Here is an 18,974-nt window from a genome sequence, read left to right on the forward strand (position 1 = left end):
CCTCCTCTTGTCGGAAGCTGAGTGAACGTGTCCCCGAGCCCCCGCACCTCCGCCCGCGACCTCGCACAGATCGCGGTATTCGCCGCCCTCATCATCGCTCTCGGTCTGCCGGGCCAGATCACGATCGGATCCTCCGGCGTACCCATCACCCTGCAGACCCTCGGGGTGATGCTCGCCGGCGCATTGCTCGGGGCACGTAAGGGAGTGCTGTCCGTCTCGACTGTGATCGTGCTCGGTCTTGCGCTGCCGGTACTCGCGGGTGGGCGGACCACGCTCACTTCTCTTGCCGGCCCGACTGCAGGTTTCCTGATCGGCTGGATCCCGGCGGTCGTGGTGATCGGCTGGCTCAGCGCCCGCATGCTCCCCCGCTACCGCGTTCTGCCCGGAATCGCGGTGAACGTACTCGGTGGCATCGTGGTGCTGTACGTGTTCGGAATCGCCGGAATGGTGCTGCGAACCGATCTGACCGTGTGGGCCGCAACCGCGGCCAACGTCGCGTTCCTCCCGGGCGACCTGTTCAAAGCCGTCGTGGCCGCTGCCGTCGCAGCCCAGGTACACCGCGCCTACCCGGCCCTGCTCATGTCCCCGGTCAGATCCGCTCCCGCCGCCGATCCCGCACACTGATCGACGCAGCCATCGAATGAGCGAGATCCGATTCCAGCAGGTCCGCCACGCCTACGGCGAGCGCGCAGTCCTCGATGACGTGAACGTCACCCTCACCGAGCAGCGCATCGGCATCGTCGGCGCGAACGGCAGTGGGAAATCGACGCTGGCACGGATGATCAACGGGTTGGTCGTCCCCACCTCCGGCTCCGTGACCGTCGACGGACTCGACACCGACCGTAAAGGTCGCGAGGTGCGCAAGCGGGTGGGGTTCGTCTTCACCGACCCGGATCACCAGATCGTGATGCCGACGGTCTCGGAGGACGTCGCGTTCTCTCTGCGACGTAGCCCGCTCGGTAAGGCCGAGCGCGGCGAGCGGGTCCGGCAGGTGCTCGACGACTTCGGCCTCGCCGCGCATCACGATCACCCGAGTCACCTCCTGTCCGGCGGCCAGAAACAATTGCTCGCACTCGCAGCCATCATGGTCACCGACCCGCAGGTCCTGGTCGCGGACGAACCGACCACTCTCCTCGACCTGCGCAATACCAAGCTGATCGCTCGGACGTTCGCGAGTCTCGAACAACAACTGGTCGTCGTGACCCACCATCTCGACCTGCTGAGCGACTTCGATCGGGTCCTCGTCGTCGACTCCGGCCGTATCGTCGCCGACGATGCGCCCGATCCGGCGATCGCGTACTACCGGGACCTCATCGGGTGAGCATCGTCGGGCTCCACCATCCGGGGAACTCTCCACTGCATCGCGCACCGGCAGGGGTCAAGCTCCTTGCCGTCGCACTCGCGATCGTGGCTCTGACGCTGTGGATCCGACAACCGTGGCAGGTGCTTCCCTGCGCGATCGTTGTCGCGGGGGTGTACGCCCTCGCCCGCATTCCGGTACGCCTCGCTGTGACGCAATTGCGGCCGCTGCTGTGGATGCTCACGCTCATCGCGGTGTTCCAGGTGATCGTGGCGGGGTGGGAACGTGCCGTAGTGATCTGCGGGTCATTGTTGCTGGCGATCGCTCTCGCCTTGCTGGTCACGCTGACCACCCGTATGACAGACATGCTCGACGCGATCGTCGCGGGCGTGCGGCCGCTTCGTCGGGTGGGTGTGGATTCGGATCGTGTGGGTCTCGTCCTCGTGATGACGATCCGCTGTATTCCGCTTCTGGGTTCGATGGTCGCGCGTGTCACCGAGGCACGCAAAGCACGCGGGCTGAGCTTCTCGGTGCGGGCTCTGGTGGTGCCCGTTGTGGTAGGCGCCCTCATGACCGCGGAAGCCATGGGAGAAGCTCTCGCGGCACGCGGGGTCGACGACTGACGGGTTCGTGTGCCCGAGTTCCCGAAGAAATGACAGTTCAGTTCCGGTGGCGCTGCTGGATCTGCTCGATCTCCCGCCATGACTGCGCCCAGCTCTCGAGACGATCCGACGCGTCGATGAGTTCGGAGCGCTGTCGGTCGAGCGCCATCGAGCGGGTACCTTCGGGCGCTGCGGCGAGTTTCGCTGCAGCGGAGACGAGTTGTTCGTATTGATCCACACCCGCGTCGAGCCGCTCACCCGCTGCTGTGATAGCGGGACCCACGTGGGCTCCTGCGGCCGCACTGGCCCGAGCTGCCGATTCGAGGGCCACGATGTCTTCGACCACGGCGTCGAGCGCAGACGACGCCGACCGCGCAGCCTCCCCGATCTCCTCGAGATCGTCGCCTGCCACGGCACCCGACCTCGAGACGACGTCGAGCAACTGTGCGAGGCCCTGCTCATTGCTCGACAACCGTTCCATAGCCGCTCTGGCCACCGAACCCACCGGCGGCAGCGACCGGCGCCCCGGAAGGGTAGGTGGAAGTGGTACCGAGTCGAGCCGACGGAACCGGCGCAACGCGAACACGGCAGGCACCGCGAACACGGCCGTCGCGCCACCGGTGGCCACGATCGTCCAGTCGGGGGCCGACGCTGCGACCAGGGTCGCGGTGCCGATACCCCACGTTCCGGCGGTCGCACCGAAGAACCCGGCACGGCGACGTGCGCGGCGCTTCTTGCGTCGTAGCTTCGCTGCCGGGTCGCGCCATCGTCGCGCGGCGTCCACGGCCGCGTCGGTGACGTCTCTGAGCGCGGCGACGGCCGGACCGGGAGTCATTCCGGTCCGGCCGTCGCCGGGTGAGCCCATGGTTCCGAGTTCCGCTTCGATGGAGGTTCAGCGACTAATGGGATCCAGCGGAGCCTGCAGCGTTCGGAGGCTCTTTGGCGGTGTTGACGGCGGGGTTCGCCGGTGCACCGCCGGGCAGAGCATCGCCCTTCATCGAGGCACGGATCTGTTCGAGACGGCTGTGACCGGCCATCTGGACGGTGGCCTGCTGCACCTCGAGCATGCGGCCCTGCACCGAGTTCTGAGCGAGTTCGGCCGAGCCGAGCGCGGTGGCATAGCGCTGTTCGATCTTCTCACGCACAGCATCCAGGCTCGGGGTGGTGCCCGGCGCGGAGAGCGTCGAGTCCATGGACCTCAGCGATTCGCTGACGCGTTCCTGCATCTTCGCCTGCTCGAGCTGGCTGAGCAGCTTCGTACGCTCGGCCACCTTCTGTTGGAGCGCCATGGCGTTCTGCTCGACGGCCTTCTTGGCCTGTGCCGCTGCCTGCAACGACTGATCATGGAGAACCTTCAGATCCTCGACCGATTGTTCGGCGGTGACGAGTTGCGCGGCGAAAGCCTCCGCCGCGTTGGTGTACTGGATCGCCTTCTCCGTGTCGCCCGCATTGCCGGCCTGGTCGGCCATCATCACGGCCTGACGAGCGCTCGCATTCAGCTTCTCGACCTCGTCCAGCTGCCGGTTCAGCTTCATCTCCAGCTGACGCTGGTTGCCGATCACGGATGCTGCCTGCTGTGACAGGGCCTGGTGCTGACGCTGTGCGTCTTCGATCGCCTGCTGAATCTGGACCTTCGGATCGGCCTTCTCATCGATCTTGGAGTTGAAGAGCGCCATGAGGTACTTCCAACCCTTGACGAACGGATTAGCCATGGGTGTGATCCCGCCTCCATCTGTACGCCGCGCCGAACGCGACCCGGTGCGCGACCCTCGCACACCGGTTCCGGTCCGCCGTGCCGGTCACCTTCGACCCGACCGATCCGACGATTCCACCTGGCGACTCGGGCCACCCCCCGGGCGGTGACCCACGCTGTGTCGCTTTCGTCCGTATCCGGCGAGGCCGACACGGTCGTGATCCATGTTAGGCCGCAGCGAGCGCCCGCGCCGCCGGTGCCGGAATCACCACGCGAGTCTCCTGCGTGATGAGCGACTCCTGGGCGAGCAGCGGATCCTGGGCAAGCAGGCCGGCATCGACGGTCTCTGCACCCGACTCGGAGCGTGCCGCGTCCGGGTTTGCGTACGTATCCGGTATCACGACGTCCGCGCTGGTACGCCGCAGAGTCCGATCGGCCAGCGACTCGCTGACGTCGAAAAGCACGTCGGACAGGGGTACAGCGAGTGCATCGCAGATAGCGGCGAGCAGTTCGCTCGACGCTTCCTTGCGACCTCGTTCGACCTCCGAGAGGTAACCGAGGCTGACCCGGGCGCTGCTGGAGACCTCGCGCAGGGTGCGGCTCTGCGAAACACGGGTGCGCCGAAGGCTGTCACCGAGTGCCTCACGCAACAACAGCGCCATCGCATCCTCCTTCGTCCGTCGTGCCTACACCTCGACAACGCGCGACACGGTCGCGAGGTTCCCGGGCATCCTCCGGACTTCGAATACCGCGGTGCACAGACATTACAACGCCGACGAGGAACCCAAGCGCGTGAGTGGCTCCGACACGGCCGCATCGACCGCTCCGAGAGTCCGTCACCGTCTCCCCGCGCGCTTTCAGGACGTCGACGAGTTCGCGTGCACGATGGCCGCCACCAGCGGGTCTCCACCCGGTGTCATGTGGGTTCGCCATTCCGGTGCTCCTGCTCGGCGCGACGCACGCCGGCGCGCAGCCTCGCCGCCTGGACCACGTAATCGAGCCCGGTGACGACAGTGAGCACGACCGCCAGCAGGATCAGTGCCGTGGCGAACGGCCCGACGGCGTCGGGCAGCGGAAGAAGATACACACCGATCGCGACGGTCTGCACCAACGTCTTGAGTTTGCCGCCGCGGCTGGCGGGTATCACCGCATGCCGCAGCACTGCGAAGCGCAGCGCCGTGATTCCCAGTTCGCGGACGGCGATGATTCCGGTGACCCACCATGACAGGTCGCCGAGCAGCGACAATCCCACCAGTGCAGCTCCGATGAGCGCCTTGTCGGCGATCGGGTCGGCCATTTTCCCGAAATCCGTGACAAGGCCGAGCCGGCGGGCGAGCTGACCGTCGATACGGTCGGTGATCGCAGCGATCGCGAAGATCGCGGCGGCAGCGAGCCTCCAGACCGTCTCCTGTCCATCACCGATGAAAAGGACGGCGAGAAACACCGGGACGAGCGCAATGCGCATCACCGTGAGGATGTTGGCGATGTTCCAGAGCGGGACGGGATCGTGCGTGGAACCGGCATGCGGTCCCGGTGCGGCGCCGCTCCCGCCCGATGCGGCAACGGACTGGCGGGGCGTGCTCATGCGCCCACAATATCGGTACATTCACGCGCTACTGTTCACCGCATGACTTCACCGGCCCACGAACAGGACACGAACGACCGGATCGAGGTGCGCCGCGCCCGAACATCCGACGTGCCGGCGATCAAGCAATTGATCGACATATACGCCGGGAAGATCCTCCTCGAGAAGAATCTCGTGACCCTGTACGAATCCGTTCAGGAGTTCTGGGTCGCCGAACAGACGGGCAAACTGGTCGGGTGCGGAGCCCTTCACGTCCTGTGGTCGGACCTCGGCGAAATTCGCACCATAGCGGTGGATCCGCAGGTCACCGGACGCGGCACAGGACATCTCATCGTCTCACGCCTGATCGAGGTCGCGCACGAGCTCGAACTCGAGCGGCTTTTCGTCCTCACCTTCGAGGTCTCGTTCTTCGCGCGACATGGGTTCACTGAAATCGACGGAACGCCGGTGACCTCCGAGGTCTTCGCGGAGATGTGCCGGTCGTACGATACCGGCGTCGCCGAGTTCCTGGACTTGAGCTACGTGAAGCCCAACACTCTCGGCAACACCCGGATGCTGCTCACCTTGTGAGCGCACCTCCGAAATGTGAGAGCCTCCGAATGACCGACCCTGCACGGAAGTGAGAACCCATGGCGCTGTTCGCAGTCGAATACACCTACTCCGAGGCCACGGCCGCGACCCGCGACGAGCACCGGCCGAAGCACCGTGCCTGGCTCGGAGATCTGGTCGAGGCAGGCACGGTGCGGGCGACCGGACCGTGGGTCGACGGTTCGGGTGCGCTGATCCTCATCGACGTGGCCGATGAGGCAGCCGCACACGATCTGATGGCGCAGGATCCGTTCGCTCAGTTGACACTCGTCGACACTGTCCGCATCACCGGGTGGACCCCCGTGATGGGCGTGTTCAACGACTGAGGTTCTCCGCCTCCGTCGTGCTGTCGTCGTCGGGAGTGTCGTCACTCTGCTTCTTGTCGTCGTTCCTGGTCTTGATCAGGCTCGCGACCGTGGTGACGATGAGCACCCCGACGATCACGATCAGCGACACGGAAGTCGAGATCTCGGGGACCGCCACATGCTCGCCGCCGTTGATGAAGCCGAGCGTGTTCTCGTGCAGAGCATGGAGGACCAGCTTGACGCCGATGAACGCGAGGATCACCGACAGGCCGTACGACAGGTAGACGAGGCGCTCGAGCAGGCCGCCGATGAGGAAGAACAGCTGGCGCAGACCCATCAGGGCGAATGCGTTGGCGGTGAACACCAGGTATGGCTCGCTGGTCAGGCCGTAGATCGCCGGGATCGAGTCGAGCGCGAACAGGATGTCGGTGAACCCGATCGCGATGAGCGCGAGCAGCATCGGAGTGACGAGTCGCTTACCGTCGATGCGCGTGATCAGTTTGTCGCCGTCGTACTCGTCGTGGACCGGAAGGAATTTCCGTGCGATCGAGACGATCTTGCTTTCCGACGGCTTGTCGTTCTCCTCGCCGTTCTCGCGCATGAGCTTGATGGCGGTGTACAGGAGGAAGAAGCCGAACAGGTAGAAGACCCAGCTGTAGGTGTTGATCGCAGCGGCACCGACGGCGATGAAAGCACCGCGCATGATCAGCGCGAGCACGATACCGATGGTGAGGACCTTCTGCTGGAACTCTCGCGGTACCGCGAATGTAGCCATGATGATCACGAACACGAACAGGTTGTCCACCGAAAGCGCCTTCTCGGTGATGTACCCGGCGAAGTACTCGCCTCCATAGGTCGGTCCCCAGATGGCGAACACGACGAGACCGAAGACGATCGCGATCCCGATGAACACCGCCGACCAGAAACCCGATTCTCGAAGGGTCGGCGCATGCGGCTTGCGGACGTGCGCAAAGAAGTCGAAGACGAACAGTCCGAGAATGACAGCAATCGTGATCAACCACGTGGTCACTGTGACGTGCATGGGCACCTGGGCCTTCCGGTAGGTATGCGTACCTGCCGGAGGTCTCTCCCGCCCGAGATTCGACTCGGACCGACAGCCCCGGAGCGGCAACGGTGCCGCCCGTGTTGACGAGACTGCCGCGGATCAAGGGATACTCCCCTCCACAGCTTCCCCGATTGTGCCACAGTCACCTACGGCGTCAACTCGGACGCCTCACGCGTCGCCGTTGTCCGCGTCGGAGGGATCTCCACCGCCCCGGATCGAATAGAGCAGTCCGTCGAGCTCGTCGGGCTTGACGAGCACTTCACGAGCCTTGCTGCCCTCGCTCGGCCCCACCACTTGGCGGGTCTCCATCAGGTCCATCAAACGGCCTGCCTTCGCGAAGCCGACGCGGAGCTTGCGCTGAAGCATCGACGTCGATCCGAATTGGCTTGTGACGACAAGCTCCACGGCCTGCAGGAACACGTCGAGGTCGTCGCCGATGTCGGGGTCGACGTCCTTCCTCTCCCCCGCCTTCGGCACGGTGACGCCCTCGTTGTATTCGGGCTCCGCCTGCGTCTTGGCGAACTCGACGACGGCCGAGATCTCCTCATCGGTGATGAAGGCACCCTGCATACGAACGGGCTTGCCCGCCCCCATGGGCAGGAACAGGCCGTCGCCCATGCCGATGAGTTTCTCCGCGCCGGGCTGGTCGAGGATGACCCGCGAATCCGTCAGCGAACTCGTCGCAAATGCGAGGCGCGACGGCACGTTCGTCTTGATCAGGCCGGTCACGACGTCGACGGACGGCCGCTGAGTTGCCAGAACGAGGTGGATGCCGGCCGCACGGGCCTTCTGGGTGATCCGCACGATCGCGTCCTCGACGTCGCGCGGTGCGGTCATCATGAGATCGGCGAGCTCGTCGACGATCGCGAGAATGTACGGATACGGGCGGTAGACGCGTTCGCTACCCAGCGGCGCCGTGATCTCACCCGACTTGACCTTCGTATTGAAATCGTCGATGTGCCGGACACGGTTGGCCTGCATGTCCTGGTAGCGCTGCTCCATTTCCTCGACGAGCCATGCCAGGGCTGCTGCAGCCTTCTTCGGCTGCGTGATGATCGGAGTGATCAGGTGCGGGATGCCCTCATACGGGGTGAGCTCGACCATCTTCGGGTCGATGAGGATCATCCGAACCTCTTCCGGCGTCGCCCGGATCAGCAGCGACACCAGCATGGAGTTGACGAAACTCGACTTGCCGGAACCGGTGGAACCCGCAACCAGCAAGTGCGGCATCTTCGCCAGGTTCGCGGAGACGAAGTCTCCCTCGATGTCCTTACCGAGTCCGATGACGAGCGGATGGTGGTCGCGGCGGGTCGAGGGCGCCGCGAGCACGTCGGACAGACGCACGAGTTCACGATCGGAGTTGGGTACCTCGATACCGACAGCGGATTTGCCGGGGATCGGCGCGAGCAGCCGAACATTGTCGGTGGCGACGGCGTACGCGATGTTGCGGGCGAGCGCGGTGATCTTCTCCACCTTCACCCCAGGACCGAGCTCCACCTCGTACCGAGTCACCGTCGGGCCACGAGTGAAACCGGTGACCGCCGCATCGATCTTGAACTGCTCGAGAACCTCGGTGATCGACTCGATCATCTCGTCGTTGGCGGCGGACCGAGTCTTCGGCGGATCGCCCGCCATCAGCAGATTCAGAGACGGCAGGATGTAGTCGCCGTCGACCACGCGGTCGGGAACCATCGGTTCGATGACGTCGGGATCGGGTTCCGGCGGCGCGGGGGTCGGTACTGCGGCTGCAGCCGACACCGGCTTGGCCTTGGCGCGAGCCCGGGGCTTCGGGGCTTCCGGTTCGGGTTCCGGCACCGGGGCGACTTCGGGCTCCGGCTCGTCCCACAGCGGCAGGACTTCGGTACGTGCGTCGCCATCGAACTCGTCTGTGGGGTAGTTCTCGCTGGGGGTTCGGCGACGACGCGGCCGCGGCTTCTCGGTGCCGTCCTCGTAGAGCAACGGGTTGAGATGGTCGGAGTAACCGTCGTGCTCGGGGTCGTACTCGCCGTGCTCGTCGTAGTGCCCGTACCCGTCGTCATCGCGGTAGGGCAGGCCGAAGTAGTCGCGGAAGAGTTCGGGTAGTTCGCGGATGGTGGTGCCGGTGATCAACAGGACGCCGAAGCCCATGGCCATCAACATGAGCGGCACCGACAACCACACCGTCAGGCCCGCAGTGATCGGACCACCGACGGCAGCACCGACGAATCCGGCACCCTCCGATCGTCCTTCTGCATCGGTGGGCGAACCGGACGCGATGTGCCAGAGCCCCAACGCGGGGATCGCGACCAGTAGCGATCCGAGGACCAGGCGCGGGCGGGCCTCCGGCCAGGGTTCGGTCCGCATGAGAACCACGGCGACACCGACGGCGACGAGAGGCAACACGGCGCTCGCCCCGCCCGTCACCGCACGTACTCCGGTTTCGACCCACTCGCCGACCGGGCCGCCCACACCGAACCACACCGAACCGGCGACAACGACTGCGAATGCGACGAGACCCAGGGCGATTCCGTCACGCCGGTGACCGTGTTCGATATCGGTAGCGCGACCCATCGTCCGTGTGGTGGCACCGAGCCCCCGGGCGATCATGAACCAGCCGGCACCGACGCTCTTGCCGATCGCGGTGAGCAGTCCTCCCGACCCTCGACGAGGTTGCGGTGCGGGACCGCCACGCGGACGCGCCGCGGTGGATCGGCGTGCCGTCGACGAAGCGCGAGAACCGGAGGCCTGCGGCTTCCGCTTGGCCGGTGACTTCGAGGTCGAGGCCTTCGCGGAGGACGCTTTCGCGGTCGATGTCCTGGAAGCCGACTTGTTCGCTGTCGATCCCTTCGCGGAACGCGCAGAAGGCGTCCTCGCGGACGATCCCGATTTGGTGGCAGCAGGCTTGGCCCGACCGGAAGAGGTCGATGCGCGCGTCCCCGACCGAGAGGTCGCGGTGGACGATGCGCGGCTGCCCGACTTTCCTGCCATATCCGCCAGGGTAGCCGCACCGACCACTCACGAACCATCAGCAACACGGGGCGCACGCGGCGGCGCTGATCACAACACCGAACCCTGCTCGCACTCTGCGGGGAACCTATGTGCTGGTCAGAGTCCCCTTCGGGATGCCGCGAGCTCCGCGATATCCGCCTCGTTCCCGTCCTGCTCGAGGCGAACTTCGTCGCGGCCGAAGGCATGGAGGAGCAGTTCGGACGGCTCCCCGCTCAGCACGACAGTTCGCGGTCCCCGCTTGCGGACCGTGACCCGGTCACCACCCGGGCGTTCGAAAGCGACAGTGATGTCGCTACCCCCGTAGCTGGTGCGGCCGATGACCCGAGCGTACTTCCAGAGCTCGTCCTGGTCTTCTGCAGACAACCGGCGCGGCTCCCATCCGGGTTCGCCTCGTCGCACGTCCTCGTGGTGCACGAACATCTCGGTTGCGTTCGCGACCGAGTCGACGAGATACAGAGGCGACCACTTCGGCGGCCCGGAATCTATGTCGGCGAGCAAGTGTGCCCACTGACGGTCGGTCATCTCGCGCCGGACCTTCTCGGTGTGGCCGGCCAGCGCAGGGATCATGATTCCGGGCATCGTGTCGACGCGACGCTCGCGCACCAGCAGGTGTGCCGCGAGGTCGCGGGTCGTCCAGTCGCCGCAGAGTGTCCGGGCTTCCGGGCCCATCTCCGACATGGTCTTGACCATGGCGTGCCGTTCGCGTCGCGCAAGGCTCATTCGGCCACTCTAACGAGCAACTCGCGCGACGGCACGACCGTACCCGGCGTGTGGCCTCAGGAGACCGCGATGACAGTGGGCACGATCATCGGACGACGACGGTATGTGTCGGCAACCCATCGACCGACGACACGGCGGATGCCTTGCGCGATGCGGTGTGTCTCGGTGACTCCTTCGGCCGCAAGTTCGTTGAGCGCCTTGTCGACCAGTTGTGCCGCATCGTTGAGCGCGGTCGGGTCGTCGGAGAAACCGCGCCCCGACACTTCGGGTGCGCTCACTGCACGACCGGTCGCGGCATCGACAGCGACGGAGATCGAGATGAAGCCGCCTTCGCCCAGTACCAAGCGGTCCGACAGCGTTGATTCGCCGACATCGCCGACCGAGAGCCCATCCACGTACACGTGTCCGACCGGGACCCGGCCGACGATCTCAGCGAGACCGTCCACCATGTCGACGACAACGCCGTCCTCCGCGAGCACGATCCGCTCCTTCGGTACGCCGGTGGCCTCGGCGAGCGCCGCGTTGGCCCGGAGGTGACGCCACTCGCCGTGCACCGGCATCGCATTGGTGGGGCGGACTGCGTTGTACAGGTACAGCAATTCACCGGCCGAGGCGTGCCCGGAGACGTGCACCTTCGCGTTCTGTTGCGTGACGACTGTGGCCCCACGCTTGGCGAGCCCGTTGACCACCGCGAACACCGAGTTCTCGTTGCCCGGAATCAGGGATGACGCGAGCACTACGAGATCGTCGGCCTTGACATTGATCTGACGGTGCTCACCACGGGCCATGCGCGAGAGCGCCGAGAGCGGCTCACCTTGCGAGCCCGTCGACACGAGCACGACCCGGTCGTCGGGCAGCGACGCCGCAGTGTCGATGTTGACCTCGAGGCCGTCCGGCACGTGGAGGTACCCGAGGTCCTGGGCGATCTGCATGTTGCGGACCATGGAGCGGCCGACGAATGCCACGCGCCTGTTGTAACGATGCGCAACGTCGACGACCTGCTGGATGCGGTGCACATGGCTCGCGAACGACGCGACGATGACGCGGTTCTTCGCTTTGCCGATGACGTTGTCGAGCACGCCGCCGATCTCTCGTTCCGGGGTGACGAACCCGGGAACCTCCGCGTTGGTGGAGTCGACAAGGAACAAGTCGACGCCCTCGTCGCCGAGGCGCGAGAATCCCGCGAGGTCGGTGAGGCGGTTGTCCAGCGGCAATTGGTCGAGTTTGATGTCGCCGGTGTGGAGCACGACTCCGGCCGTGGTGCGGATCGCAACGGCGAGGGCATCCGGAATCGAGTGGTTCACAGCGAAGTACTCGCACTGGAACGGGCCGTGAGTGGTTCGCTCCCCCTCGGTCACCTCGAGGAGGTTCGGGCGAAGCCGATGCTCGCGGCACTTCGCGGAGACCAGCGCGAGAGTGAATTTCGAGCCGACGACCGGGATGTCCGGGCGGAGGCGCAGCAGGAAGGGCAACGCACCGATGTGATCCTCGTGACCGTGGGTCAGGATTACCGCTTCGATGTCGTCCATCCGGTTCTCGATGTACCGGAAGTCGGGGAGGATGAGGTCGACGCCGGGCTGCTGGTCCTCAGGGAAGAGCACACCGCAGTCGACGATGAGCAAACGACCCTGATGTTCGAACACCGTCATGTTTCGGCCGATTTCGCCGATGCCACCGAGAGCGACAACTCGCAGCCCGGACTTCGGTGCCTTCGGCGGCGTTCCGAGACGCGCAGTGGGGTCTGTCGCGGGCCGGGGGTCGGGGCGCCTCGTGGCGGCGGAGGTCTGGGCAACGCGGCGGGTCGGCTTGGAGGTCGGCGGGCCGGCATTACGGGTGACGCGACCACGACCACGGTTGGGACGGCTCATCACAGCACCCCCGCTGCATGCAGATCTGCGGCCAGCGCATCGATCTGGGCGGTCACCGGCGCAACCTGTGGCAGTCGAGGTTCCCCCACATCGATGCCCATCAGGCGCAGACCGGCCTTGGACGCGCTCACCCCACCGAGTCGCGCGACCGCGCGGTAGATGGGAATCAACGACAGGTTGATCTTCCGTGCGAGTTCGAGGTCGCCGGCGACGAATGCGGTGTGCAGTTCACGCAGGCGTCCGGGTACCAGGTGGCCGATGACGCTCACGAAGCCCACCGCGCCGACGGACAGCCATGGCAAATTCAGTGGGTCATCTCCCGAATAGAATTTCAGGTCGGTGGTGCCGATCAGTTCCGCGCCGGCATTGAGGTCGCCCTTGGCGTCTTTGACCGCGACGATGCGGGGATGCTCTGCAAGAAGTCGCAGGGTGTCCGTCTCGACCGGGACGACAGAGCGCGGCGGAATGTCGTAGATCATGACCGGAAGATCGGTGGCATCGGCCACAGCGACGAAGTGTGCGTAGAGACCGGCCTGCGGCGGACGCGAGTAGTAGGGGGTCACCACGAGCAGGCCGTGAGCCCCGGCCCGAGCGGCATCGCGGGCCAGCTCGGCACTGTGAGCGGTGTCGTTGCTTCCGGCGCCGGCGATGATCTTTGCGCGGTCGCCGACTGCGGCGAGCACTGCCCGCATCAGTTCGATCTTCTCGTTCTCGGTGGTGGTGGGCGATTCGCCGGTGGTACCGGCGAGAACCAGCGCGTCACAGCCACCGTCGACCAGATAGGTCGCGAGGCGCACACCCGCATCGACATCGAGCTTGCCCTCGGCAGTGAACGGGGTCACCATCGCTGTTGCGATGGTGCCGAACGGAAGCTCGACAGCAGTTGCGGAATCACCGTTGGTCATGGTCAGAAGGCTACCGCGTGGACACTCCCACCCGGAACACGGCTCGCGTACGACCCGAACCGACTGCGCTCTCAGCCGTCGATCTGGAAGCCTCCCGAGGCTACCTCCGTGCCGTCGGCCAGTGTGTTGATCGTGAAGTCGCAGAAGGCGTTCGGTGCCGCGTCGGTAAGCTGCCGCAGACATTCGACGGCGAGCCTCCTGATCTCGACATCAGCATGCTCGGTCGCGCGCATCGCGACGAAATGCCGCCACGACCGGTAGTTGCCGGTCACCACGATCCGGGTCTCGGTGGCGTTCGGCAGGACCCCTCTCGCGGCTTCACGAACCTGCTTGGCACGCAGCGGCCCGGGCGGGAGGTGCTCCAGTTTCTCGTCGAGCGCGTCGATGAGCTCGACGTACGCATCGCGACTGCGTTCGACGGCACGAAAGAACAAGTCCTCGAGCCCTTCATCGCCCTCGATAGCCGGGGGAATCACGACGGGAGCGTCCCCACCTGGGACGAAGCGTTGCGACAGCTGCGAGAAGGAGAAGTGCCGATGCCGGATCAGTTCGTGTGTGCACGACCGCGAGATTCCGGTGATGTAGAAGGTGACGGTCGCGTGTTCCAGTACCGAATCGTGACCGACCGCGAGAAGGTGCTTGAGGTATCCGCCGTTGGTCGCGGTCCGAGGATTCGGCTTGGCCCAACTCTGATAGCACGCGCGACCTGCGAATTCGACGAGCGCTTCCCCACCGTCCGCATCGGTGTCCCAGGGTACGTCTTCGGGAGGCAGGAATTCTGTCTTGGCGATGAGCCTGACCTGCAGTCCGATCGGTTCCGGCGCCATGCTCGTCTCCCCTCCGCGTTTCCGCACGGTACTTCTGCACGACCTTAACGCCCGATCATTCGATGGACCCGCATGACATCAGAAATGACAGTTGACTGACATCATCGATGACGTCACACTGACGTCATGAACATCGATGCCTATACCGACGCCATCACCGACTCCGTACGAACCGCGGCAGAGTTGGGCGACGAGCAGACACGACGCACCGCCGCAGCCGTCGCCACAGCCATTGCCGCGCCCACCCGGCTCGCCGTCCTGAGCGCACTGTCCGACCTCGCATCAGAGGTGTCCGAGCAGCTCGGCGACCGCAGGGTCACCGTCCGCCTCGAGGGAACCGAGGCCGTCGTCGAGGTTCACAACGGCCCGGCACCCGAAGTCGACGACACTCCCCCGACCTTCGAGGAGATGACCGGCGATATCAGCCGCGTCACACTGCGACTCGTCGAGCAGATCAAGACCCGCGCAGAGGAGGCCGCCGCACAGAGCGGAGTCTCGCTCAATTCGTGGGTGGGGCAGGCGGTCCAGGGCGCGTTGCGCGAGCAGATGCGCTACCAGCGCCGCGCCGACGAATGGCGTTGGCCCACCTCGAAGCCGACCACGCCCCCGGCACCCGAGACCCGAGCCGATGCCGACGCAGGGGTCGATACCGAGAAGCCCACACCCGCCGAGACCGGTGATGCCGGCAACGACGACACCATCGGCGGTACCGACGAACGACATACCGACTGACCACTCCTTCCGCGTGTCCGTGCGGTAGATTGCCGTCGCACGTGAAGGCGCAGTTCGCGAAGGGTGCGGACCCGAGGGGTGGAGTAGTCATGGCCGTCAGCAGCACCAGAAGCTTCGAGATCAAGGCGACACCGGAACAGGTGATGGCGGGGATCGCCGCAGTCGATCGCCTGCCCGAATGGTCGTCGACGCACAAGTCCGTGACGGTCGAGAGCACTCACCCCGACGGCAGGCCTCACCGCGTGCGGATGACCGTCTCGATCATCGGCATCACCGACGAGCAGGTCGTCGACTATTCGTGGAACGGCGACGAATCGATGTCGTGGACCCTCGTGGAGAGCGCCCAGCAGAACGTGCAGGACGGCTCGTACACGCTCACCGCATCGGACAAGGGAACCAAGGTCGACTTCAGCCTCGCGATCGACCCGAAGATCCCGGTGCCCGGCTTCTTGGTGCGCCGCGCGGAGAAGACAGCGATCGAGACCGCGGGCAAGGGCCTGACGAAGTTCGTGGAGACGAACTTCGTCTAGCGAGCGCGACCGTCGCGCTCAGTCCATCAGCTGGGCCGCGACGGTCGCGCCGAGTTCCCAGCAGGCCTCGAGATCGCTCTTGCTCGGTTTACCCGACACGACGACGTAGTCGGCGGCCTTCACCCACCCGAGCCCCGTGGTGATGGTGTCGACGGCGCGCTCGGCACCTTCGGTGCCCTCGTTGCCGTGGAGGTACAACCCGTAGGGTCGGCCCCGCGTCGAATCGAGGCACGGGTAGTAGCAGACGTCGAACGCGTGCTTGAGTGCACCGCTGATGTACCCGAGGTTGGCGGGTGTCCCGAGCAGATAACCGTCCGCCTCGAGCATGTCGGTCGGTGAGACCGTGAGTGCCGGCCGCCGGACCACTTTCACACCTTCGATCTCGGGATCGGTGGCGCCCGCCAGCACGGCTTCGAACATCGCCTGCATGAACGGCGACGGGGTGTGGTGCACCACGAGCAGGGTACGAAAGCTCTCCTCGGTCATGCCCGCAGAGTACGCATTCCCACGGACTGCGACGAGCGGCTACCCCTCGCCGTCGCGCTCGGACTTCTCCAAGGCCACGGCGCGTTTCATCGTCTCTCGCGCCCGGCTGCGGTCGCCCGCGAAATCGTAGGCACGGGCGAGGCGATACGAGTTGCGCCAGTTGTCGGGGTCGGCCTCCCACTCGGCTTTCACCGACTGGAACAGCTCGTCCGCGGCGTCACGCTCGATACGACCCGACGCCATTCGCGGAAGGTCGCTGACGTCGAGGTCGAGGCCCTCTTCGTGGATGCGACGGGATAGTCGCTGATGGTCCAGCCCCGCACGCAGAGTCGCGTACACGATCCACACACCCACCAGTGGGAGCAGGAACACGCCGATTCCGAACACGATCGACACCGCTTCGCCGCTCGTGATCAGCGAGATCCCGGTGTGTCCCAGTCTCACGAAGTAGAACGCGAGTGCCCCGACGATGAAAGCGATCGCGATGACCACCTTCGCGACATCGCGACCGGTGGACGCTGGGGAACTCACAGGTCGAGCAGTGGGTCGATTCCCACGGTCAGCCCGGGACGCGAGCCGATCTCGCGGACGCCGAGGAGAACACCGGGGGCGAACGACGACCGATCGATCGAGTCGTGCCGGATCGTGAGCGTCTCACCCTGCGTGCCGAGGAGTACTTCCTGGTGCGCGACCAGGCCTGCCACGCGCACCGAATGCACCCGCACGCCGTCGACGTCCGCGCCACGTGCGCCGTCGAGTTCGGTGCTGGTGGCGTCGGGGCTGCGACCCACCCCGGCCGCGGCGCGGGCCTCGGCGATCAACCGCGCTGTGCGGTATGCCGTGCCCGACGGCGCGTCGGCCTTGTTCGGGTGGTGGAGTTCGATGACCTCCACGGAATCGAAGAAGCGCGCGGCGGCCTGCGCGAATCGCATGGACAGCACGGCACCGATCGCAAAGTTGGGTGCGATGAGCACGCCGATCTCGGGTTTCGCGGCGAGCCATCCCCGGACCTGCTCGAGGCGCGCGTCGTCGAATCCGGTGGTTCCGACAACGGCGTGGATGCCGTTCTCGATCAGGAACTGCAGATTGCCCATCACGACGTCGGGGTGGGTGAAGTCCACCACGACCTGGGTTCCGGACGACACGAATGCGTCGAGGCCGTCGCCCTTGTCGACTGCCGCGGCCAGTTCGAGGTCGGCTGCTGCATCGACTGCGTCGCAGATGGCCTGACCCACCTTGCCCTTCGCTCCGAGGACCCCTACCCGAAGAGCTGCCTTGTCCGCCACCGATCCACGTCCTTCCCGTCGCCGTACTCTCGGGAAAGCCTACGCAACGGGCGTGATCATCAGGTCGGCGGGAGGAGGCGCGGTCTCAGGCCACGATCCCGCGCACGGACGCGGGGAGGTCGCGTGCCCGCCGGTAAGGTCCGACGACTGCCGCCGCACAGGGGCGGTGGAGCAGTTCGCCGGCCACTTCACGCACCTGCTCGGTGGTGACGGTCGCGATGCGCTCGAGGGTCTCCGTGATCCCCCAGTGCCGCCCGTAGCTCAGTTCGCTGCGGCCGATCCTGTGCATACGGGCTCCGGTGTCCTCGAGTCCGAGGACGAGTCCGCCACGCAGCGATCCCTTCGCGCGCGCACACTCCGCGTCGGTGATGCCGTGTTCTGCCACATCAGTGAGGACTTCACGCACCACCGTGGCGACGTCACCGAGGTTCTCGGGCTGACATCCGACGTAGGTCGAGAACGCACCGGTGTCGGCGAACGTGTCGACGCCCGAGTAGACGGAGTACGCGAGCCCGCGCTTCTCACGCACTTCCTGGAACAGCCGCGAGCTCAAGCCGCCGCCGATTGCGGTGTTGAGGACCGACAGAGCCCACCGCCTGGGGTCATGCCGGCCGAATGCGCGGACGCCGAGGCTGAAGTGCGCTTGCTCGTTGTCCTGATCGGTGATGCTCAAGGTGGGTGCGGTGCGCAACCGCAACGTCCCTTCGCGGCGCGGTGCCGCGTGGGCGGACTCGTCGAGGTGGCCGGCGAACGCGCGGCGGACAAGTTCGACCGTGTGAGCATGATCGACGTTGCCTGCCACCGCCACCACCATCCGCTGCGGTGTGTACCGACGCACGTGGAACGAGTGCAGTTGGTTGCGGGTCATCGACTCGATCGATTCCGTCGACCCGACGATCGGACGGCCGACCGGATGATCACCGTAGAGCGCGGTCAGCAGGGCGTCGCCGAGGAGATCCTCGGGGTCGTCGTCGCGGATGGCGATTTCTTCGAGCACCACCTGGCGCTCGAGGTCGACGTCGGTGCTGCGGCACTTGCCGCGCAACACCACGTCCGCGACAACATCTACGGCGATCGGAAGGTCGTCGTCGAGTACATGCGCGTAGAAGCAGGTGTGTTCCTTGCTGGTGAACGCGTTGAGCTCACCGCCGATCCCGTCGACGAGTTCTGCAATGTCGAGGGCGGATCGGGTGGGGGTCGCCTTGAACAGCAGATGCTCGAGAAAATGCGCAGCTCCTGCAACCGAGGGTTGCTCATCGCGGGAGCCGACACCCACCCACACACCCACCGCTGCCGATCGCACACCCGGCACATGTTCGGTGACCACACGCACGCCGCCGGGAAGCACGGTGCGCCGTACGCCGGTGTCGGCGACTGCCGACGGGGTGTCGAGTGAAAGGGAATCGAAGGTTGTTGCCATGGGCTGTTCTACGGTCCTGCGCTGTCGGTGATTCGTCTGTGGTGAGAGCTGTGTTCAAGGCACGGAACACCAC

Annotated in this window: 21 protein-coding genes; 7 read left to right on the top strand and 14 right to left on the bottom strand. The window is 65.7% G+C overall.

Annotated features, from left to right (window positions below):
• Positions 1 to 27: 27 nt before the first annotated feature.
• The 3 genes from ACZ46K_RS20845 to ACZ46K_RS20855 are packed head-to-tail and all read left to right on the top strand — an operon-like array spanning position 28 to position 1,923.
• Positions 28 to 624, top strand: a complete 597-nt coding sequence (locus ACZ46K_RS20845; RefSeq protein ID WP_464749428.1) for a biotin transporter BioY — start codon at positions 28 to 30, stop codon at positions 622 to 624.
• Positions 625 to 640: 16 nt separating this feature from the next.
• Complete coding sequence (locus ACZ46K_RS20850) at positions 641 to 1,321, top strand: energy-coupling factor ABC transporter ATP-binding protein (RefSeq protein WP_054807574.1); 681 nt, start codon at positions 641 to 643, stop codon at positions 1,319 to 1,321.
• Positions 1,318 to 1,923 carry an energy-coupling factor transporter transmembrane component T family protein gene (locus ACZ46K_RS20855; protein ID WP_464744533.1) on the top strand — a complete coding sequence of 202 codons (606 nt, stop codon included), beginning with the start codon at positions 1,318 to 1,320 and terminating at the stop codon, positions 1,921 to 1,923. The genes ACZ46K_RS20850 and ACZ46K_RS20855 overlap by 4 nt, the downstream gene beginning before the upstream one ends.
• 37 nt (positions 1,924 to 1,960) lie before the next feature.
• Here ACZ46K_RS20855 and pspM read toward each other — a convergent pair whose 3' ends face one another.
• The 4 genes from pspM to pgsA all read right to left on the bottom strand — a co-directional run bounded on the left by pspM (position 1,961) and on the right by pgsA (position 5,180).
• On the bottom strand, positions 1,961 to 2,767 hold the full coding sequence (gene pspM / locus ACZ46K_RS20860; RefSeq protein WP_464744535.1) for a phage shock envelope stress response protein PspM: 807 nt from the start codon (positions 2,765 to 2,767) through the stop codon (positions 1,961 to 1,963).
• A 34-nt stretch (positions 2,768 to 2,801) separates the two neighbouring features.
• Complete coding sequence (locus ACZ46K_RS20865; RefSeq protein ID WP_054806812.1) at positions 2,802 to 3,614, bottom strand: PspA/IM30 family protein; 813 nt, start codon at positions 3,612 to 3,614, stop codon at positions 2,802 to 2,804.
• A 208-nt stretch (positions 3,615 to 3,822) separates the two neighbouring features.
• Positions 3,823 to 4,257, bottom strand: a complete 435-nt coding sequence (locus ACZ46K_RS20870) for a helix-turn-helix domain-containing protein (protein ID WP_054806813.1) — start codon at positions 4,255 to 4,257, stop codon at positions 3,823 to 3,825.
• Positions 4,258 to 4,511: 254 nt separating this feature from the next.
• Positions 4,512 to 5,180, bottom strand: coding sequence for a CDP-diacylglycerol--glycerol-3-phosphate 3-phosphatidyltransferase (pgsA, locus tag ACZ46K_RS20875; RefSeq protein ID WP_054806814.1), 669 nt, complete (start codon positions 5,178 to 5,180; stop codon positions 4,512 to 4,514).
• Between the two features lie 42 nt (positions 5,181 to 5,222).
• On the opposite strand from pgsA, the gene ACZ46K_RS20880 reads away from it, so the two are divergent.
• Together ACZ46K_RS20880 and ACZ46K_RS20885 are read left to right on the top strand one after the other, a co-directional pair.
• Positions 5,223 to 5,750: an amino-acid N-acetyltransferase gene (locus ACZ46K_RS20880; RefSeq protein ID WP_464744537.1), complete on the top strand. Its 528-nt coding sequence runs from the start codon at positions 5,223 to 5,225 to the stop codon at positions 5,748 to 5,750.
• Between the two features lie 59 nt (positions 5,751 to 5,809).
• Positions 5,810 to 6,094: a YciI family protein gene (locus ACZ46K_RS20885; protein ID WP_054806815.1), complete on the top strand. Its 285-nt coding sequence runs from the start codon at positions 5,810 to 5,812 to the stop codon at positions 6,092 to 6,094.
• Here ACZ46K_RS20885 and ACZ46K_RS20890 read toward each other — a convergent pair.
• From ACZ46K_RS20890 to thyX, 6 genes are all read right to left on the bottom strand, one after another.
• On the bottom strand, positions 6,084 to 7,115 hold the full coding sequence (locus ACZ46K_RS20890) for a TerC family protein (protein WP_054806816.1): 1,032 nt from the start codon (positions 7,113 to 7,115) through the stop codon (positions 6,084 to 6,086). The two genes, ACZ46K_RS20885 and ACZ46K_RS20890, sit on opposite strands and share 11 nt — an antisense overlap.
• A gap of 192 nt (positions 7,116 to 7,307) precedes the next feature.
• Positions 7,308 to 10,106: a DNA translocase FtsK gene (locus tag ACZ46K_RS20895; protein WP_464744539.1), complete on the bottom strand. Its 2,799-nt coding sequence runs from the start codon at positions 10,104 to 10,106 to the stop codon at positions 7,308 to 7,310.
• A 117-nt stretch (positions 10,107 to 10,223) separates the two neighbouring features.
• Positions 10,224 to 10,847: a TIGR03085 family metal-binding protein gene (locus ACZ46K_RS20900; protein WP_464744541.1), complete on the bottom strand. Its 624-nt coding sequence runs from the start codon at positions 10,845 to 10,847 to the stop codon at positions 10,224 to 10,226.
• Between the two features lie 56 nt (positions 10,848 to 10,903).
• Entirely contained in the window at positions 10,904 to 12,715 is a 1,812-nt protein-coding gene (locus tag ACZ46K_RS20905; protein WP_464744543.1) for a ribonuclease J, read from the bottom strand.
• On the bottom strand, positions 12,715 to 13,620 hold the full coding sequence (dapA, locus tag ACZ46K_RS20910; RefSeq protein ID WP_054810753.1) for a 4-hydroxy-tetrahydrodipicolinate synthase: 906 nt from the start codon (positions 13,618 to 13,620) through the stop codon (positions 12,715 to 12,717). The genes ACZ46K_RS20905 and dapA overlap by 1 nt, the downstream gene beginning before the upstream one ends.
• 71 nt (positions 13,621 to 13,691) lie before the next feature.
• A complete protein-coding gene (thyX, locus tag ACZ46K_RS20915) occupies positions 13,692 to 14,447 on the bottom strand; it encodes an FAD-dependent thymidylate synthase (RefSeq protein WP_464744545.1) in 756 nt (251 codons plus the stop codon).
• A 126-nt stretch (positions 14,448 to 14,573) separates the two neighbouring features.
• On the opposite strand from thyX, the gene ACZ46K_RS20920 reads away from it, so the two are divergent.
• Both ACZ46K_RS20920 and ACZ46K_RS20925 read left to right on the top strand, forming a co-directional pair.
• Positions 14,574 to 15,179, top strand: a complete 606-nt coding sequence (locus ACZ46K_RS20920; RefSeq protein WP_464744547.1) for a toxin-antitoxin system HicB family antitoxin — start codon at positions 14,574 to 14,576, stop codon at positions 15,177 to 15,179.
• An 89-nt stretch (positions 15,180 to 15,268) separates the two neighbouring features.
• Positions 15,269 to 15,709, top strand: coding sequence for an SRPBCC family protein (locus tag ACZ46K_RS20925; RefSeq protein WP_054807572.1), 441 nt, complete (start codon positions 15,269 to 15,271; stop codon positions 15,707 to 15,709).
• An 18-nt stretch (positions 15,710 to 15,727) separates the two neighbouring features.
• Here ACZ46K_RS20925 and ACZ46K_RS20930 read toward each other — a convergent pair whose 3' ends face one another.
• The 4 genes from ACZ46K_RS20930 to ACZ46K_RS20945 form a co-directional block, all read right to left on the bottom strand.
• Entirely contained in the window at positions 15,728 to 16,195 is a 468-nt protein-coding gene (locus ACZ46K_RS20930; RefSeq protein WP_054807570.1) for a flavodoxin family protein, read from the bottom strand.
• Between the two features lie 39 nt (positions 16,196 to 16,234).
• The gene (locus tag ACZ46K_RS20935) at positions 16,235 to 16,726 is read right to left on the bottom strand and encodes a hypothetical protein (protein ID WP_054810754.1); all 492 of its coding nucleotides are present in this window, start codon (positions 16,724 to 16,726) and stop codon (positions 16,235 to 16,237) included.
• A complete protein-coding gene (gene dapB, locus ACZ46K_RS20940) occupies positions 16,723 to 17,481 on the bottom strand; it encodes a 4-hydroxy-tetrahydrodipicolinate reductase (RefSeq protein ID WP_464744550.1) in 759 nt (252 codons plus the stop codon). The genes ACZ46K_RS20935 and dapB overlap by 4 nt, the downstream gene beginning before the upstream one ends.
• An 85-nt stretch (positions 17,482 to 17,566) precedes the next feature.
• Entirely contained in the window at positions 17,567 to 18,901 is a 1,335-nt protein-coding gene (locus ACZ46K_RS20945; RefSeq protein ID WP_464744552.1) for a M16 family metallopeptidase, read from the bottom strand.
• Between the last annotated feature and the right edge of the window lie 73 nt (positions 18,902 to 18,974).

Source organism: Rhodococcus sp. JCM 9793 (assembly GCF_055380405.1).

Bases quoted from the DNA above. Each gene is read 5' to 3' on its own strand.
- ACZ46K_RS20850 (WP_054807574.1), top strand. From the start codon at position 641: ATGAGCGAGATCCGATTCCAGCAGGTCCGCCACGCCTACGGCGAGCGC.
- pspM (WP_464744535.1), bottom strand. From the start codon at position 2,767: ATGGGCTCACCCGGCGACGGCCGGACCGGAATGACTCCCGGTCCGGCC.
- ACZ46K_RS20865 (WP_054806812.1), bottom strand. From the start codon at position 3,614: ATGGCTAATCCGTTCGTCAAGGGTTGGAAGTACCTCATGGCGCTCTTC.
- ACZ46K_RS20870 (WP_054806813.1), bottom strand. From the start codon at position 4,257: ATGGCGCTGTTGTTGCGTGAGGCACTCGGTGACAGCCTTCGGCGCACC.
- pgsA (WP_054806814.1), bottom strand. From the start codon at position 5,180: ATGAGCACGCCCCGCCAGTCCGTTGCCGCATCGGGCGGGAGCGGCGCC.
- ACZ46K_RS20880 (WP_464744537.1), top strand. From the start codon at position 5,223: ATGACTTCACCGGCCCACGAACAGGACACGAACGACCGGATCGAGGTG.
- ACZ46K_RS20885 (WP_054806815.1), top strand. From the start codon at position 5,810: ATGGCGCTGTTCGCAGTCGAATACACCTACTCCGAGGCCACGGCCGCG.
- ACZ46K_RS20890 (WP_054806816.1), bottom strand. From the start codon at position 7,115: ATGCACGTCACAGTGACCACGTGGTTGATCACGATTGCTGTCATTCTC.
- ACZ46K_RS20895 (WP_464744539.1), bottom strand. From the start codon at position 10,106: ATGGCAGGAAAGTCGGGCAGCCGCGCATCGTCCACCGCGACCTCTCGG.
- ACZ46K_RS20900 (WP_464744541.1), bottom strand. From the start codon at position 10,847: ATGAGCCTTGCGCGACGCGAACGGCACGCCATGGTCAAGACCATGTCG.
- ACZ46K_RS20905 (WP_464744543.1), bottom strand. From the start codon at position 12,715: ATGAGCCGTCCCAACCGTGGTCGTGGTCGCGTCACCCGTAATGCCGGC.
- dapA (WP_054810753.1), bottom strand. From the start codon at position 13,620: ATGACCAACGGTGATTCCGCAACTGCTGTCGAGCTTCCGTTCGGCACC.
- thyX (WP_464744545.1), bottom strand. From the start codon at position 14,447: ATGGCGCCGGAACCGATCGGACTGCAGGTCAGGCTCATCGCCAAGACA.
- ACZ46K_RS20920 (WP_464744547.1), top strand. From the start codon at position 14,574: ATGAACATCGATGCCTATACCGACGCCATCACCGACTCCGTACGAACC.
- ACZ46K_RS20925 (WP_054807572.1), top strand. From the start codon at position 15,269: ATGGCCGTCAGCAGCACCAGAAGCTTCGAGATCAAGGCGACACCGGAA.
- ACZ46K_RS20930 (WP_054807570.1), bottom strand. From the start codon at position 16,195: ATGACCGAGGAGAGCTTTCGTACCCTGCTCGTGGTGCACCACACCCCG.
- ACZ46K_RS20945 (WP_464744552.1), bottom strand. From the start codon at position 18,901: ATGGCAACAACCTTCGATTCCCTTTCACTCGACACCCCGTCGGCAGTC.